Origin of the sequence: Microbacterium wangyouchuni (assembly GCF_051546305.1) — a bacterium.
In the GTDB taxonomy this organism is placed as follows: Bacteria; Actinomycetota; Actinomycetes; order Actinomycetales; family Microbacteriaceae; genus Microbacterium.
Genome location: NZ_JBPTMA010000006.1, coordinates 102419 through 117487, shown reverse-complemented (window position 1 = coordinate 117487; position 15069 = coordinate 102419). Strand labels below are relative to the sequence as shown.

13 protein-coding genes and 1 pseudogene are annotated in these 15069 nt (G+C 63.1%); 3 read left to right on the top strand and 11 right to left on the bottom strand.

What is annotated here, in order from left to right:
- Positions 1-9: 9 nt before the first annotated feature.
- Together ACSS7Z_RS13370 and ACSS7Z_RS13365 are read left to right on the top strand one after the other, a co-directional pair.
- Positions 10-447 carry a RidA family protein gene (locus ACSS7Z_RS13370; RefSeq protein WP_438255361.1) on the top strand — a complete coding sequence of 146 codons (438 nt, stop codon included), beginning with the start codon at positions 10-12 and terminating at the stop codon, positions 445-447.
- 4 nt (positions 448-451) lie between these two features.
- Positions 452-871, top strand: a complete 420-nt coding sequence (locus tag ACSS7Z_RS13365) for a rhodanese-like domain-containing protein (RefSeq protein WP_438255360.1) — start codon at positions 452-454, stop codon at positions 869-871.
- A 171-nt stretch (positions 872-1042) separates the two neighbouring features.
- Here ACSS7Z_RS13365 and ctaF read toward each other — a convergent pair whose 3' ends face one another.
- The 5 genes from ctaF to ACSS7Z_RS13340 form a co-directional block, all read right to left on the bottom strand.
- The gene (gene ctaF, locus ACSS7Z_RS13360) at positions 1043-1477 is read right to left on the bottom strand and encodes an aa3-type cytochrome oxidase subunit IV (RefSeq protein WP_438255359.1); all 435 of its coding nucleotides are present in this window, start codon (positions 1475-1477) and stop codon (positions 1043-1045) included.
- Positions 1478-1480: 3 nt separating this feature from the next.
- Positions 1481-3229 carry an aa3-type cytochrome oxidase subunit I gene (ctaD, locus tag ACSS7Z_RS13355; protein WP_438255358.1) on the bottom strand — a complete coding sequence of 583 codons (1749 nt, stop codon included), beginning with the start codon at positions 3227-3229 and terminating at the stop codon, positions 1481-1483.
- 5 nt (positions 3230-3234) lie between these two features.
- Complete coding sequence (gene ctaC / locus ACSS7Z_RS13350) at positions 3235-4146, bottom strand: aa3-type cytochrome oxidase subunit II (protein ID WP_438255357.1); 912 nt, start codon at positions 4144-4146, stop codon at positions 3235-3237.
- Positions 4147-4242: 96 nt separating this feature from the next.
- The gene (erpA, locus tag ACSS7Z_RS13345) at positions 4243-4605 is read right to left on the bottom strand and encodes an iron-sulfur cluster insertion protein ErpA (RefSeq protein WP_438255356.1); all 363 of its coding nucleotides are present in this window, start codon (positions 4603-4605) and stop codon (positions 4243-4245) included.
- An 89-nt stretch (positions 4606-4694) separates the two neighbouring features.
- Positions 4695-6104 (bottom strand): dipeptidase, encoded by a 1410-nt coding sequence (locus tag ACSS7Z_RS13340; protein WP_438255355.1) that lies wholly within the window; start codon positions 6102-6104, stop codon positions 4695-4697.
- Between the two features lie 47 nt (positions 6105-6151).
- Between ACSS7Z_RS13340 and ACSS7Z_RS13335 the strand changes: the two genes are divergently transcribed.
- Positions 6152-6715 (top strand): DUF3043 domain-containing protein, encoded by a 564-nt coding sequence (locus tag ACSS7Z_RS13335; RefSeq protein WP_438255354.1) that lies wholly within the window; start codon positions 6152-6154, stop codon positions 6713-6715.
- Positions 6716-6825: 110 nt separating this feature from the next.
- Here the strand turns inward: ACSS7Z_RS13335 and ACSS7Z_RS13330 are convergent, their stop codons facing one another.
- The 6 genes and pseudogenes from ACSS7Z_RS13330 to ACSS7Z_RS13305 form a co-directional block, all read right to left on the bottom strand.
- Positions 6826-7848, bottom strand: coding sequence for a quinone-dependent dihydroorotate dehydrogenase (locus ACSS7Z_RS13330; protein ID WP_438255353.1), 1023 nt, complete (start codon positions 7846-7848; stop codon positions 6826-6828).
- A gap of 10 nt (positions 7849-7858) precedes the next feature.
- Positions 7859-8335 (bottom strand): transcriptional regulator NrdR, encoded by a 477-nt coding sequence (gene nrdR, locus ACSS7Z_RS13325; protein ID WP_438255352.1) that lies wholly within the window; start codon positions 8333-8335, stop codon positions 7859-7861.
- 19 nt (positions 8336-8354) lie between these two features.
- Positions 8355-9668 (bottom strand): histidinol dehydrogenase, encoded by a 1314-nt coding sequence (gene hisD / locus ACSS7Z_RS13320; protein ID WP_438255351.1) that lies wholly within the window; start codon positions 9666-9668, stop codon positions 8355-8357.
- A gap of 1 nt (position 9669) precedes the next feature.
- Positions 9670-10854: a hypothetical protein gene (locus ACSS7Z_RS13315; protein WP_438255350.1), complete on the bottom strand. Its 1185-nt coding sequence runs from the start codon at positions 10852-10854 to the stop codon at positions 9670-9672.
- Between the two features lie 106 nt (positions 10855-10960).
- Complete coding sequence (gene dnaE / locus ACSS7Z_RS13310) at positions 10961-14479, bottom strand: DNA polymerase III subunit alpha (RefSeq protein WP_438255349.1); 3519 nt, start codon at positions 14477-14479, stop codon at positions 10961-10963.
- Positions 14480-14551: 72 nt separating this feature from the next.
- Positions 14552-14938 (bottom strand): annotated as a pseudogene (locus ACSS7Z_RS13305) (GNAT family N-acetyltransferase); the annotation flags it as partial.
- Between the last annotated feature and the right edge of the window lie 131 nt (positions 14939-15069).

Here is a 15069-nt window from a genome sequence, read left to right as displayed (position 1 = left end):
CTGCTTCGCATGTCATCCGTCGTACAGCTCCTCCGCGCGCCCTCGCTCGCAGCCACTCCCTACGCCTATGCCGCTACGGCCCCGGCGGAGTCGCGATTGATCTTCCTCGCCGGCGCTTGCCCGCTCAACGCGGATGGTACGACGGGCCATCCGGGCGACTACGCCGCACAGGCAGCGCTCTGCCTCGACACGCTGAGTGGTGCGTTACGTGCCGCCGGCGCTACTTTTGCTGACGTCATCAGTACGCGAGTGCTCGTTGCATCTCCCCGACGCCAAGACCTCGTCACCGCGTGGAGCGTTGTCGAAGCTGCATTTGGTGACCACGATGTTCCCAGCACCCTGATGGGAGTTACTGTGCTCGGCTACCCTGACCAGCTCGTTGAGATCGAAGCAGTCGCAGCAGTATCCGATGCTTCGTCTCCGCGAATCACGTCCGGCGTAGGCTGAAGCCATGATGGATCGTGCAGATTTCTTCGCCGCAAAACTTGCTTACGAGACCGATGCCAGCGACGTCTACGCCGCGCAGAAGGCCGGCGAGGACGTCGTGGTCATCGACGTTCGATCAGATGAGGCCTGGGCGCAGGGACGCGTTCCGGGCGCCATACACATGCACTACGGCGAGATCGCCGCGCGTGCACACCAGGAGATCGCTCAGGACGCCGAGGTCGTGGTCTACTGCTGGAGCCCCGGATGCAACGCCGGAGCCAAGGGCGCGCTCGAGTTCGCCAAGCTCGGCTATCGTGTGCGCGAGATGATCGGTGGCTTCGAGTACTGGGTAAGAGAGGGCTATCCGGTCGCTGATGCCGACGGCATCCACCGTCGCCCGATCGACCCGCTCACTGGCATCCCCCGCATCCGCACCCGCACCTGATCCCCCCTCCCCTCTCTTCTTCCCCCCTTCCGCTGCTTGCGAGTGGGTAGTTGTGGCTCGAAATATGGCCGAAAACGAGCCACAACCGGACACTCGCAAGCAGTGGTGGGAGAAGAAGAGACAAAAGAAGGCCCCCGGACGAATCCGGGGGCCTTCTTTAATACGGAGAGATCAGCGGGCGAAGTTGCCGCGGTAGAACTCGTAGACCCAACCGACGATCGCGATCGCGAAGATAATGATCCCGATGGGGAGCAGGAAATGTCCGACGGCCAGTCCGACCAAGAACACACCGGCGGATGCCGCCAGCACCATCGGCCACCAGGACCACGGTGCGAACTCGCCGAGCTCCGGGTCGCCGTCATCGATGTCTGCGGTCAGGATGTCTTCCGGCAGTTCGCCGCCCTGCGCCTTGTGCGTACGGTCGAGGTACACCGCGATCATGGCAGCCATGAACGCGCCGAACAGCAGTGCAATCGTGCCGACCCACTCGACCTTCGCTGCGCCGACAAGCTCCGGGTAGGCAACGATGTGCCAGACCGTGTAGGCCGCCGCAACAATCAGGAAGAACGCGGTGAGGATCCACCAGAGAACGATATTTGAACGCATGGCTTACTTGCCCTCTCCGGTCGTACCGGCAAGAGCAGGCTCGGGCGCCCCCACGGGGTGCTCAGCTGCTTCCGGGTGGTTCAGGTCGAATGCCGGACGCTCGCTGCGGATGCGCGGGATCGAGGTGAAGTTGTGACGCGGCGGCGGGCAACTGGTCGCCCACTCGAGCGATCCACCGTAACCCCACGGGTCGTTGACCATGACCTTGGGCGCCTTGCGTGCGGTGATCCAGACGTTCAGGAAGAACGGCAGCATCGATGCACCGAGAATGATCGAACCGATTGTCGACACCTGGTTACCCCAGGTCCAGCCATCGGCTGCCGAGTAGTCGGCGTAACGACGCACCATACCGTCGACACCCAGCCAGTGCTGGATGAGGAACGTCATGTGGAAGCCGATGAACAGCATCCAGAAGTGCACGTAACCGAGACGCTCGTTGAGCATGCGACCGGTCCACTTCGGCCACCAGAAGTAGAAGCCGGCGAACATCGCGAACACGACGGTACCGAAGACCACGTAGTGGAAGTGAGCGACGACGAAGTACGAGTCACTGATGTGGAAGTCCAGCGGCGGGGCCGCGAGGATGACACCGGTCAGACCACCGAAGACGAACGAGACGAGGAAGCCCAGTGCGAACACCATCGGTGTTTCGAACGTCACGGATCCGCGCCAGAGCGTTCCGATCCAGTTGAAGATCTTCACACCGGTCGGTACCGCGATGAGCATGGTCATCAGAGCGAAGAACGGCAGCAGCACACCACCGGTGACGTACATGTGGTGAGCCCACACCGACACCGACAGCGCCGCGATCGCGATCGTCGCGTAGACCAGAGTCTTGTAACCGAAGATCGGCTTGCGGCTGAACACCGGGAAGATCTCCGAGACGATGCCGAAGAACGGCAGCGCGATGATGTACACCTCGGGGTGACCGAAGAACCAGAACAGGTGCTGCCAGAGGAGCACACCACCGTTGGCCGGATCGAAGATGTGGGCGCCGAGAATACGGTCAGCGGCAGCGGCGAAAATCGCAGCGGCGAGCACGGGGAACGCCATCAGGATCAGCAAGCTGGTGATCAGCGTGTTCCACGAGAAGATTGACATGCGCCACATAGTCATACCGGGAGCGCGCATGGTGATCACCGTGGTGATGAAGTTCACCGCACCGAGAATCGTGCCGAAACCAGACATGCCTAGTCCGAGCATCCACAGGTTTCCACCTGCTCCCGGCGAGAACGTCGCGTTCGCGAGCGGCTGGTAAGCAAACCAACCGAACGATGCTGCACCCTGCGGGGTGAGGAAGCCGGCGATCGCAATGATCGAGCCGAAGCTGAACAGCCAGAACGCGAAGGCGTTCAAACGCGGGAACGCCACATCAGGAGCACCGAGCTGCAGCGGCAGGATCGCATTCGCGAAACCTGCGAACAGCGGCGTCGCGAACATCAGCAGCATGATGGTGCCGTGCATGGTGAACAGCTGGTTGTACTGCTCCTTGGTCGGCACGATCTGCATACCGGGAGCGAACAGCTCAGCACGGATGACCAGGGCCATCACACCACCGAGCAGGAAGAACAGCACCGACGAGATCAGGTACATGTACCCGATGGTCTTGTGGTCAGTGGACGTGATCCACTTGACGACGATGTTTCCCTTTTGCTCGGTGCGCGACGAGCTCAGCAGAGCCGCCTGACGCGCCGGTGTGCCGGTCGGACGAGCGCCAGCCGATGTGCTGGGCATCTCAGAGGTAGTCGACATGAGACTTACTCTCCTTCTTCCTCGGAGTCAGTCTCGGGCGCGGTTCCAGTGCCCGGGAAGTTGCTGAGACGATCGTAAGCATCGGAGATATCACCCGTGTTGCCCTCGGCGCGCAGCGAATCGACATAATCGTCGTACTCGTCCTGCTCAACGACCTTAACGTTGAAGAGCATCATCGAGTGATACTCGCCACAGAGCTCGGCACACTTTCCGGCGTACTCGCCGACGCGCGTCGGGATGAAGGACCAGGAGTTGTCCTTACCGATGTACATGTCCTTCTTGTACAGGAAGTCGATGATCCAGAAGGAGTGGATGACATCGCGAGACTGCAGGTTGATCTGGACCTTCTGGTCAACCGGCAGCACGAGTGTCGGAAGCTCATCGTTATCGATGTTTCCATCGGCATCCGGCTGGGCCTGAATACCCATTGTCCACACGGCGTCAGACAGATCGTCGTCCTCGCCGGCGTACATGAAGTCGAAGGCCCACTGCTTGCCGATCGCGGTGACCTGAACATCCGCGTCGTCGCCCCACTGGGTTTCGATCTCGGCCTGGTCGCGCGCCGTGAAGAAGAACATTCCCATCACGAGGATCAGCGGAATCACCGTGTAGAAGATCTCGATCGGCATGTTGTAGCGCATCTGCACCGGCAGGCCGGTCTGGCCCTTGCGACGGCGGTATGCGACGGCCGCCCACCCCATGAGGCCCCAGGTGATGAGGCCAACGAGGAGAAGAACGATCCACGAGTTCACCCAGAGACCGGCGACGCGGTCAGTCTGGTTCGTGGCGGCAGTGCCGTCTTCCACGAAGCCTGGGAGGAATCCATGAAGCTCGGTGGGAGAACATCCCGCCAGAGCCACGGCTGCCGCAATTCCTACTGGAATAGCGGCCCAACGAAGGCGGCGTTTCAAGGGCACGATGCACCTTTCAAGATCGCGGACAGGGCTTCCCTAAGTCTAGGGCAACCTCACACCTGATTCATGCCAACCACGCAGGCGTGGCCCAGCTGTTGATCAGTGGAAGCTGTCACCGCACGCGCAGCTGCCGCCGGCATTCGGGTTATCGATGGTGAAGCCCTGCTCGGAAATCGTGTCCTTGAAGTCGATGGATGCCCCATCGAGGTAGGGAACACTCATGTTGTCGATGATGACCTCGACGCCATCGAAGTCGACGGTCTCATCGCCATCGAGGTAGCGCTCGTCGAAGTAGAGCTGGTAGATGAGTCCGGAGCATCCGCCTGGCTGAACGGCAACGCGCAGACGCAGATCTTCACGTCCCTCCTGCGCGAGGAGGTTCTTCACCTTGGTCGCGGCCGCGTCGGTCAGCTTGACGCCATGTGCGTTGGTGGTCTCGGTGGTCAGTGTGGTGTCGCTCATGTCACTCCTTGGGAACAGGCCGTTCGCAGACGGCTGGTTGCTCTGATTCTACCGCCGGTCGCCTGGCTGCGGGTCGGATGCTGGCCAGCTCAGAGGGTGATCTCGTTCATGCGAGTCAACATCAGTGCCTCGGTCGCAACGGCATGCCGGAACGTGTCCAGATGCAAGGACTCGTTCGGGCTGTGCGCGCGTGCGTGCGGGTCTTCGACTCCGGTGACGAGAATCTGCGCTGCCGGGAATTCGCGCACGAGGTCGGCGATGAACGGAATCGATCCGCCGACACCGAGATCGACCGGGTCGACACCGTAGCCGTCCGCCATCGCCTGGCGGGCGAGTTCGACTGCCCATCCGTCGGTGTCGACGAGGAAGCCGTTACCGAGATCCACGTCCGAGAACGTCAGCTCGGCTCCGAACGGGGCGTGCGAGCGCAGGTGGCTCTCCAACGCCGCGTAGGCCTCTTCGCCCGTCTGGCCTGGTGCGACGCGAGCGCTGATGACGACCGTCACTTCGGGCAGAAGCGTGTTGGATGCTGCCTCCACACTGGTCGCATCGATGCCGATGACGGTGACCGCCGGCTTGTTCCAGATCCGGCTGAGGATGCTGTCGCGTCCGATCGGCGACGTGCCAGGCAGCAGCCCGGCCTCATCGCGCAGCGTTGCTTCGTTGTACTCGGGGGTATCGGCATCCAATTCGGTGAGCCCCTCGACGGCGACAGCGCCATCGGCGTCCCAGAGCGTGGAGAGCAACCGAACGGTCGCCATCATCGCATCCGGAACTGCGCCACCGAACATGCCGGAGTGCGAGGCGTGGTCCAGGGTCCGTACCTTCAGCGTGAAGCGCGCGTTGCCGCGCAATGAGACGGTCAGGCCCGGGGTCTCGGAGTCCCAGTTACCGGAATCAGCCACCACGATCGCGTCGGCGCGCAGCGCGTCGACGTTGTCGCTGAGGAACTGTGCGAACGACCGAGAGCCGTATTCCTCTTCACCTTCGATGAACATCGAGACGCCCAGCTCGAGGTCATCTCCCAGCACCTCGGCGACCGCGCGCAGAGAAGCGATATGCGCCATGATCCCGGCCTTGTCGTCGGCGGCTCCGCGTCCGTACAGGCGCCCGTTGCGCACGGTCGGCTCGAACGGCGGGGTCTCCCACAGCTCGTCCGCTCCGGGAGGCTGAACATCGTGGTGCGCATAGAGCAGGATCGTCGGCTTGCCGCCACGTGCTGCTCGTGTTGCCAGCACTGCGGGCTGACCGAGCTCGTCGGTGCCGTCGATCGTCGCGCGGAGCACGCGAACCGATTCGAAGACCCCCGTCTCGGTGGCGAGCGTCGCAACGTGCTCAGCGCTGCGCTCGAGCTGAGTCTGGTCAAACGAAGGCCAGGCGATGCCCGGGATGCGCACCAGATCGCCCAAATCCGACAGCGCGGAGGGGATGCCGATGGCCACGGCCTCGGTGACGGCGGATTCGATGGCGGGGTCTGCATTGGGCGGCACTGAACTCATGCGAGTAATCTTAAGGCCGAACCCTAGTTTTCTATCCGAGGAGCCCCGTGGCCACTTCCACCCCATCGACGAACGACGACTCCCCCGAGACGCCAGTCGTCGGCAAGGGACGGCCGACACCCAGTCGCGCCGAGCAGGAAGCTGCCCGGCGACGCCCACTTGTCGCTGACACCAAAGAAGCCCGTGCTGCCGCGAAGGCGCAGCTACGCGAGCGCCGTGACCGTGCTCAAGCGGGTATGGCCGCCGGTGAGGACAAGTATCTTCCGCCCCGTGACAAGGGTCCGCAGCGCCGGTGGGTGCGCGACTACGTCGATGCCGGCTGGCACGTCTCCGAGTGGGTGATGGCGCTGATGGTGGTGGTCATCCTCGTCTCGCTGATCCCGGATCCCACGTTCTCGTTCTACGCCTTCGTAGGCTTGTGGGCTTTCATCCTCGTTGCCGTGGGCGACATGGTCCTACTGGGAACTCGCGTGAAGAAGAAGGCCGCCGCGAAGTTCGGCAAGGAGCGTCTCGAGAAGGGCCTGGGCTGGTACGCCGCGATGCGCTCACTCCAGATGCGCTTCATGCGTCTGCCGAAGCCGCAGGTCAAGCGCGGACAGTACCCCGAGTAACCCCTAATTCCCTTTGCGAGCGGGCGCTCGTGGCTCTTCGCAACGCGAATCTCGAGCCACGGGCGCCCACTCGCAATTTAGGTGGGTGGTGGTGGTGTGTGATGGGGGCGCTACGGGCGGCGGAGCGCGCGGTTGATCTGGCGCGCCCAGAGCGGGCCACGGTACAGGAACGCTGTGTAGCCCTGCACCAGGGTGGCGCCGGCATCCAATCGCGCTTGCACGTCGGATGCCGTCTCCACTCCCCCGACGGAGATCACGCAGAAGCTCTCCGGAACCGCCGCGCGCACGATCCGCAGAACATCCATCGAGCGCTCGCGCAGCGGCGCGCCGGACAGGCCACCGGCTCCAGCCGCTTCGACGACAGCGGCATCCGTCGTGAGTCCTTCGCGACTGATCGTGGTGTTGTGGGCGATGATCCCGTCCAGGCCCTCGCTGACGGCGAGCTGCGCGATCGCAGTGATCTCCTCATCCGGCAGGTCCGGAGCGATCTTCACCAGGAGCGGTGTTGAGCCAGCGGCATCCTTCACGGCGCGCAGCAGCGGCGCGAGAGTCTCGACCGCTTGCAATCCGCGGAGCCCGGGAGTGTTCGGTGAGGAGACGTTCACCGCCAGGTAGTCGGCCAATCCGGCGAGCTTCTTCGCACTCGCGACATAGTCGGCGGTGGCGTTTTCGACCTCGACCACCCGACTCTTGCCGATGTTGACACCGATGATCGTCTTCGGCCGATGGCGGCGGAGCTTCTCCAGCCGGCGTGCCGCAGCATCCGCGCCATCGTTATTGAAGCCCATCCGATTGATGACGGCACGGTCCGCGACGAGACGGAACAGACGAGGTTTCGGGTTGCCCTCCTGAGGGATGGCGGTGACCGTCCCGATCTCGACGTGTCCGAATCCGAGTGCGGCCAGGCCGCGCACGCCCACGGCGTTCTTGTCGAAGCCTGCTGCGACACCGAACGGCGAATCGAAGGTCAGTCCGAGCGCTGAAACCTGCTGATCTGGGCTGGGCGCGGCGATCGCTCTGGTGATCCAGGAGAACGGCGGAACGCCGAGCACACGGACCACCGCCATGCCGGCGTGGTGGGCGAACTCGGGATCGAAGCGCGAGAGAACAGCGCGAAAAAGCAGCGGATACATCCCTGCCAGATTACCGCTCGGCCGGGTCTGCTCCGGCCGCAACATGATCCGAGCGCAGGTCACTGATCGCGCTTTCGAAATCTTCCAATGAATCGAACGCCTGGTAAACGCTGGCAAAACGCAGGTAAGCAACCTCATCCAAGTCGCGAAGCGGCCCGAGGATCGACAGGCCAATCTCGTTGGCATCCAACTGCGAGACACCCGTCTGACGCACGGCTTCCTCAACCCGCTGCGCGAGAACGGCGAGATCAGCCTCGGTTACCGGACGCCCCTGGCAGGCCTTGCGCACACCCGAGATGACCTTCTCCCGACTGAATGGCTCCATCACACCCGAACGCTTGATCACGTTGAGGCTGGCCGTCTCAGTCGTTGTGAAGCGTCCACCGCATTCCGGACACTGCCGTCGACGACGGATGGAAAGCCCGTCGTCGCTCGTGCGTGAATCGATCACACGGGAATCGGAATGACGACAGAACGGGCAGTGCATGGTGTTACAGCGTAGTCGCTCAGACCGTCGGCTCGGGGAAGCGCGCCTCGACGGCATCACCGTGTGCAGGAAGCGCTTCGGCGTTCGCCAGTGCGACGACGTCCGCGCGCGCGCGGGCGAGAGCCTCGTGGTTGTATTCGATGACCTGCTGCGGACGCAGGAACGTGTATGCGCCGAGACCCGCTGCATAGCGCGCCTGTCCCCCGGTGGGCAGCACGTGATTGCTGCCGGCCATGTAGTCGCCGAGGCTGACCGGTGTCTGGTCGCCGACGAAGATGGCGCCGGCGCTCGTGAACGCGGATGCCGCGTCCGCCGCATCCGCGAGGTGAATCTCGAGGTGCTCTGGTGCATAGGCGTTACTGAAGGCGGTAGCCATCGCACGGTCATCGACCAGGACGATGGCCGACTGCGGCCCGCCGAGGGCAGCAGCGACCCGGTCGCGGTGCGCAGTGGATGCTGCCAGCTTCGCCACCGCGGTGGACGCACGCTCTGCAAGCTCCGTGGAGTCGGTGACGAGAACGGCTGATGCCTGCTCGTCGTGCTCGGCCTGACTGATGAGGTCAGCGGCGATGAGCGTCGCATCTGCCGCCTGGTCTGCAATGATCAGGATCTCGGTGGCACCCGCTTCAGAATCGGTGCCGACGACTCCGGCGACGGCCCGCTTCGCGGAGGCGACGTAGTTGTTTCCGGGTCCGGAGACCACGTCGACGGGATCGAGGCCGAGGCTTGCGACGCCGTAGGCGAAAGCGCCGATCGCGCCGGCCCCACCGATGGCGTAGATCTCATCGATGCCGAGTAGCGCTGCCGCGGCAAGGATTGTCGGGTGCACGCGTCCACCGTGCTGGGCCTGGGGCGGCGATGCGAGCGCGATCGATGACACACCAGCGACCTGCGCGGGCACGACGTTCATGACGACGCTGGATGCCAGAGCCGCCTTACCGCCGGGAATGTACACGCCGGCGCGGTGGATCGGCTGCCAGCGCTGCAGAATTCGCGCTCCGGGACCGATATCGGTCGTCTGGGGCGCAGGAACCTGGGCGAGAGAGCCCCGCCGCACTCGTTCGATCGCATTCTCCAGAGCGGTGCGAACAGCGGGATCGACGGATGCCATCGCCTCGGCGATGTGCTCTGCCGGAACCCGGATCGCGTGGTCGGTCACCTTGTCGAAGCGTGCAGCCTGATCGCGCAGAGCACTCTCGCCATGAGCGCGAACGTCCTCGACGATGCGTGTCGCGGTCTGCAGTGCTTCTGCCCGGGCCTGTGCGGCGCGTGGAACCGCGGCGAGCATATCCGCTGGCGAGAGCTGCTGCCCTCGGAGATCAATGGTGCGCACTTCAGCCCTTCGTGATGTCGTTGATGTCGTGCAGGTAGCCGACGCGGCCGTCATCGTGGCGTACGACGTAGGTCTCACCGCGATCTTCCAACACCAGAGCCCAGGCTTCCGGACCGATCTGGAACAGCGTCTGGCCCTGCTCGTCGACGACCTCACGCGCGTCCGGCGCGAGCGCCCAGAACGGCTGAGCGGCGGAAACGGCCTGAGTAGCGGCAGCCGACTGCTCGTGCGCTGCCGCATCGGCTGTGGCCTCGACATCCTCATCCACGATGGAATCGACGCTGCTCACCGGCTCGGAAACGTCACGCTCGAAGCTCTCCGGCTCCGGTTCAAAAATTTCCGCGTCCGCAAAAGCGTCGCTATCGGCGTCGCTATCGGCGTCATTGCCGCGGGCGGATCGTGCGTACCCCGGTACATAGTCGTCGTCGATAGCGGTCGTCATGCCGAGCGCACCGCCGGACGCATGCGAGGTCAGCGGCACGCTGTTCAGCAGATCCAGTGGCTCCGCACCGCCCGTTTCCGGCGCATCCGACGCATCCGGCGCATCCGGCGCATCCGGCGCATCCGGCGCATCCGATGCTTCCGACTGAGGTGATCCGTCAAGAACGGCAGCTTCCGGGCGCGGTCGGGCGATCACGGGGCGCGCGGGGTTCGCGTTGCGATGAGCGAGTGTGACCAACCGGCCTTGAAAGTCCTCACGCAGTCCGGGGATGAACGGTGCGAACACGGTCAGCGCCACCAGGGCCAGCGCGCCGATGAACTGCACGATCATCACCCAGCTCAGCAGGAAGTAGCCCTGAACCGCCATCGCGGCGATCGACTCCCAGATTGTGCTGGCCCAGTACACCGCCGCGACGGAGAAGGCGACCGACGCGAACTGATCGATTCCGAGCGAGCCGACGCGTCGGATGCCCTCAGGCGAGAACCGGCGCAGCACGATCAAGAAGACCGCAACAGTGGGCAGCCCGATCGGCAGAATCCAGGAAATCCCCCGCATCCAGATCGAAGTTCCGCTGATCTGTGCGTACAGCGGGAAGAACGATGTCACGAAAATGACCAGCCAGACGGCAACGATGAGCAGCTCGCGAAGAGTGAAACCGAGTATGCCGTGCTCGGGAGTCACTTCCTCGTCGTAGAAGACACCGTCATCCTCAGTGACAGGATCGTCCGAGAATTCCGTACTCATCAAGCGAAGTCCTTTCGATTTGGCACGCACCTGATCCTGTGCGTCCAACGCGTCACGATATTACCCGCTGTGGTCGAACAGCGCCGCTGAGGGACGCGAGACGACGTCATCCGAGACAGGTCGGCCCGAGCAATGACTTGAGATCCCCGAACAGGTCAGCGGAGACCTTCACGGGCATCGGAACGTCGAACACCTTGGCCGTCTGCCCCCGATGCACGCGCAGCACAACCTCGGTGTCGCCGCTATGACGGCGGAGCACTTCAGCCAGTTCGTGCATGACACGCTCTGTAGCGCGTTGCTCTGCGAGAACGAGCGACAGCGGCCCCGACGCGTCAAAGGAGCCGATGTCGGGAGTGAATGCTGATTGTCCGTGCAGGTTTAATCCATCGTCACGGCGTGAGATGCGTCCGCGCACCGCCAGGATGGCATCCTGCTGCAGCGTGTGCTGGTACTCGGTGTACGTCTTACCCATGAACATCACGGTGACCTCACCGTTGAAGTCCTCGACGGTGATCATGCCGTAGGGATTTCCGCTGGCCTTCGCCACGCGATGCTGCACGCTGGTCACGAGGCCGGCCACGGTGACCTGATCGCCGTCTTGCAGGTCTTCGGACGCGAGCAGATTGTGGATCGAGATCGACGCGTGCTTGGCTAGCGGCACTTCCAGCCCGGCGAGCGGATGATCCGACACGTACAGACCGAGCATCTCTCGCTCGAAGGCGAGCTTGTCCTTCTTGATCCATTCCGGGCGCTCCGGGACCTTCGCCGGGACGGCTTCTTCGACCGCCTCGTACAAGCTGTCGAAGTCGAAGCCGATGGCTCCCTGCGCCTCATTGCGTTTCTGATCGACGGCCGCTTCGGTGGCATCCTCATGGATTTCCATCAGGGCACGGCGGGTGTCTCCCATGGAGTCGAAGGCTCCGGCCTTGATCAACGACTCAACGGTGCGCTTGTTGGAGACGTGCAGCGGCACCTTCTTCAGGAAGTCGTGGAAAGAATCGAAGTTCTCCTTCTTGCGCGACTCGACGATGCCGTCGACGACGTTGCTGCCGACGTTGCGGACCGCACCGAGGCCGAAGCGGATGTCTTCCCCGACGGCGGCGAAGAAATTGATCGACTCTCGGACATCCGGCGGCAGAACCCGGATCCCCATGCGTCGGCACTCATTGAGGTAGATCGCCATCTTGTCTTTGGAATCACCGACGCTGGTCAGCAGCGCTGCCATGTACTCGGCGGGATAGTGCGCCTTGAGATACGCGGTCCAATACGAGACGAGCCCGTATGCGGCGGAGTGCGCCTTGTTGAACGCGTAGTCGGAGAAAGGCAGCAGGATGTCCCACAGCGACTTGATCGCGGCGTCACCGAATCCGCGCTCTTTCATACCGCCGGCAAAGCCCTCGTACTGCTTGTCAAGCTCGGACTTCTTCTTCTTACCCATCGCCCGACGCAGAATATCGGCCTGTCCCAGGCTGAAGCCGGCGACCTTCTGCGCGATGGCCATCACCTGCTCCTGGTAGATGATCAGACCGTAGGAGGTATCGAGGATGTCTTTCAGCGGCTCTTCGAGCTCGGGATGAATCGGGGTGATCGGCTGTAGCCCGTTCTTACGCAGCGCATAGTTCGTGTGCGAGTTCGCACCCATGGGGCCGGGTCGGTACAGCGCAATGACAGCCGAGATGTCTTCGAAGTTGTCGGGCTTCATCAGTCGCAGCAGGGAGCGCATCGGCCCACCGTCGAGCTGGAACACACCGAGGGTGTCTCCCCGCGAGAGAAGATCGTACGCCGGACGATCTTCAAGCTCGAGGTGCTCGAGATCGACGTCCTCACCGCGGTTCATGCGGATGTTGTCGAGGGCATCCGAGATGATCGTGAGGTTCCTGAGACCCAGGAAGTCCATCTTGATCAGGCCGAGCGACTCGCATGACGGGTAGTCGAACTGCGTGACGATCTGACCGTCCTGCTCACGGCGCATGATCGGGATGATGTCGAGCAGCGGTTCGCTCGACATGATCACACCAGCCGCGTGCACACCCCACTGGCGCTTCAGCCCCTCCAGGCCGATGGCGCGATCGAAGACGGTTTTCGCCTCCGGATCAGTCTCGATCAGCGCGCGGAACTCGCTTGCTTCTTTGTACCGCGGATGCTTCGGGTCGAACATGCCGTCCAGCGGCATGTCCTTGCCCATCACCGGTGGCGGCATCGCCTTGGTCAGACGCTCGCCCATGCTGAAGGGGAAGCCCAGCACGCGTCCGGCATCCTTCAAGGCCTGCTTGGACTTGATCGTGCCGTACGTGACGATCTGTGCGACACGCTCGTCACCGTACTTCTTGGTGACATAGTCGATGACTTCGCCGCGGCGCCGATCATCGAAGTCGACGTCGAAGTCAGGCATCGACACACGGTCAGGGTTGAGGAATCGCTCGAAGATCAGGCCGTGCTCGAGCGGGTCAAGATCGGTGATCTTCATCGCATAGGCGACCATGGATCCGGCACCGGAACCACGCCCAGGTCCGACGCGGATGCCGTTGTCCTTGGCCCAGTTGATGAAGTCGGCAACGACGAGGAAGTAGCCGGGGAAACCCATCTGCAGGATGATGTCGGTTTCGTATTCGGCTTGCTTGCGCACCTTGTCCGGGATGCCGCCGGGGTAACGGTAGTGCAGGCCCGCTTCGACCTCTTTGACCAGCCAGCTGTCTTCGCTCTCGCCCTCCGGGACGGGGAAACGCGGCATGTAGTTGGCCGAGGTGTTGAACTCAACCTCGCAACGCTCTGCGATCAGCAGCGTGTTATCGCACGCTTCCGGGTGGTCGCGGAAGAGCTGGCGCATCTCCTGCGCAGTCTTGATGTAGTAGCCGTCGCCATCGAATTTGAAGCGGTTCGGGTTATCCAGCGTCGAACCGGACTGCACGCACAGGAGAGCCGCGTGAGCGTCAGCCTCGTGCTGGTGCGTGTAGTGCGAGTCGTTCGTGCCCACCAGCGGGATGCCGAGATCTTTCGAGATCTTCAGCAGATCGGTGATGACGCGACGTTCGATGTCGAGGCCGTGATCCATGATCTCGGCGAAGTAGTTCTCTTTACCGAAGATGTCTTGGAACTCTGCGGCCGCGGCCCGTGCCGCGTCGTACTGGCCCAGGCGCAGCCGCGTCTGGATTTCGCCCGACGGGCATCCCGTCGTCGCGATGAGACCCTTCCCGTAGGTCTGCAGCAGATCCCGGTCCATTCGAGGCTTGAAGTACTGCCCCTCGAGGCTCGACAACGAGCTGAGCCGGAAGAGGTTGTGCATACCCTCGGTGCTCTGGCTCCACATCGTCATGTGGGTATATGCACCGGACCCAGAGACGTCATCGCGCTTCTGCTCGGGAGCGCCCCAGGCGACTCGCGTCCTATCGCCGCGGTGCGTTCCGGGCGTCACATAGGCCTCGAGGCCGATGATCGGCTTCACGCCGGCGTTTTTGGCCGCGTTGTAGAACTCGAAGGCTGCGAAGGTGTTGCCATGATCGGTGACAGCGATGGCCGGCATGCCGTAATCGGCCGCCGCCTGAGTCATCAATCCGATCTTTGCGGCGCCGTCCAGCATCGAGTATTCGCTGTGCACGTGCAGGTGAACGAAGGAGTCGGATGCCACGTGTTCGAGTCTACGTCGGGGCACAGACGTCGGCACTTTGATATGGGTCCGGAGATCACCCGAGCTCGTCGATCACGCCGATAACGCCGCTTTCTTCTCCGACTTCGATAAGTCCAGTCTCATCACGACGCGAGGAAAACCGTTGAGCACCGAACTCGTCTCCGCAGCCTGAACGAATCCCGCTTTCTCGAACAGCAATTTGGTACCGACGTACATCATCGTCAAGTCGACTCGCTCGCCCGCGTTGTCGACCGGGTACCCCTCCACAGCCGGCGCTTCACGCTCCTTCGCATATGCCGCCCCGCCTGCGATCAGCGCGTGCATGATCCCCTGCTTGCGGTAGCCCGGGCGCACCCGAAAGCACCACAGCGACCACACATCGAGGTCATCCACATGCGGAATCAGACGATTTCTGGCGAAGCTCGTGTCCCGACGCGGACGGACAGCTGCCCAGCCCACATCCGGTGTGTGGCATCCTCTGACTGGTCGCGTCACAGAAGATGCGCGTGCTTGCAGCCCGCACCCGCCACAAGTGAGACACGGCTCAGCGGCGTGTCTCAGAAATCGCGGCACCCGGCGTGTGGACCCGC

Coding starts and splice junctions, on each gene's coding strand:
- ACSS7Z_RS13340 (WP_438255355.1), bottom strand. CDS start 6,104: ATGAGTTCAGTGCCGCCCAATGCAGACCCCGCCATCGAATCCGCCGTC.
- ACSS7Z_RS13365 (WP_438255360.1), top strand. CDS start 452: ATGATGGATCGTGCAGATTTCTTCGCCGCAAAACTTGCTTACGAGACC.
- nrdR (WP_438255352.1), bottom strand. CDS start 8,335: ATGCACTGCCCGTTCTGTCGTCATTCCGATTCCCGTGTGATCGATTCA.
- ACSS7Z_RS13370 (WP_438255361.1), top strand. CDS start 10: ATGTCATCCGTCGTACAGCTCCTCCGCGCGCCCTCGCTCGCAGCCACT.
- ctaF (WP_438255359.1), bottom strand. CDS start 1,477: ATGCGTTCAAATATCGTTCTCTGGTGGATCCTCACCGCGTTCTTCCTG.
- ACSS7Z_RS13330 (WP_438255353.1), bottom strand. CDS start 7,848: ATGTATCCGCTGCTTTTTCGCGCTGTTCTCTCGCGCTTCGATCCCGAG.
- erpA (WP_438255356.1), bottom strand. CDS start 4,605: ATGAGCGACACCACACTGACCACCGAGACCACCAACGCACATGGCGTC.
- ctaD (WP_438255358.1), bottom strand. CDS start 3,229: ATGTCGACTACCTCTGAGATGCCCAGCACATCGGCTGGCGCTCGTCCG.
- ACSS7Z_RS13315 (WP_438255350.1), bottom strand. CDS start 10,854: ATGAGTACGGAATTCTCGGACGATCCTGTCACTGAGGATGACGGTGTC.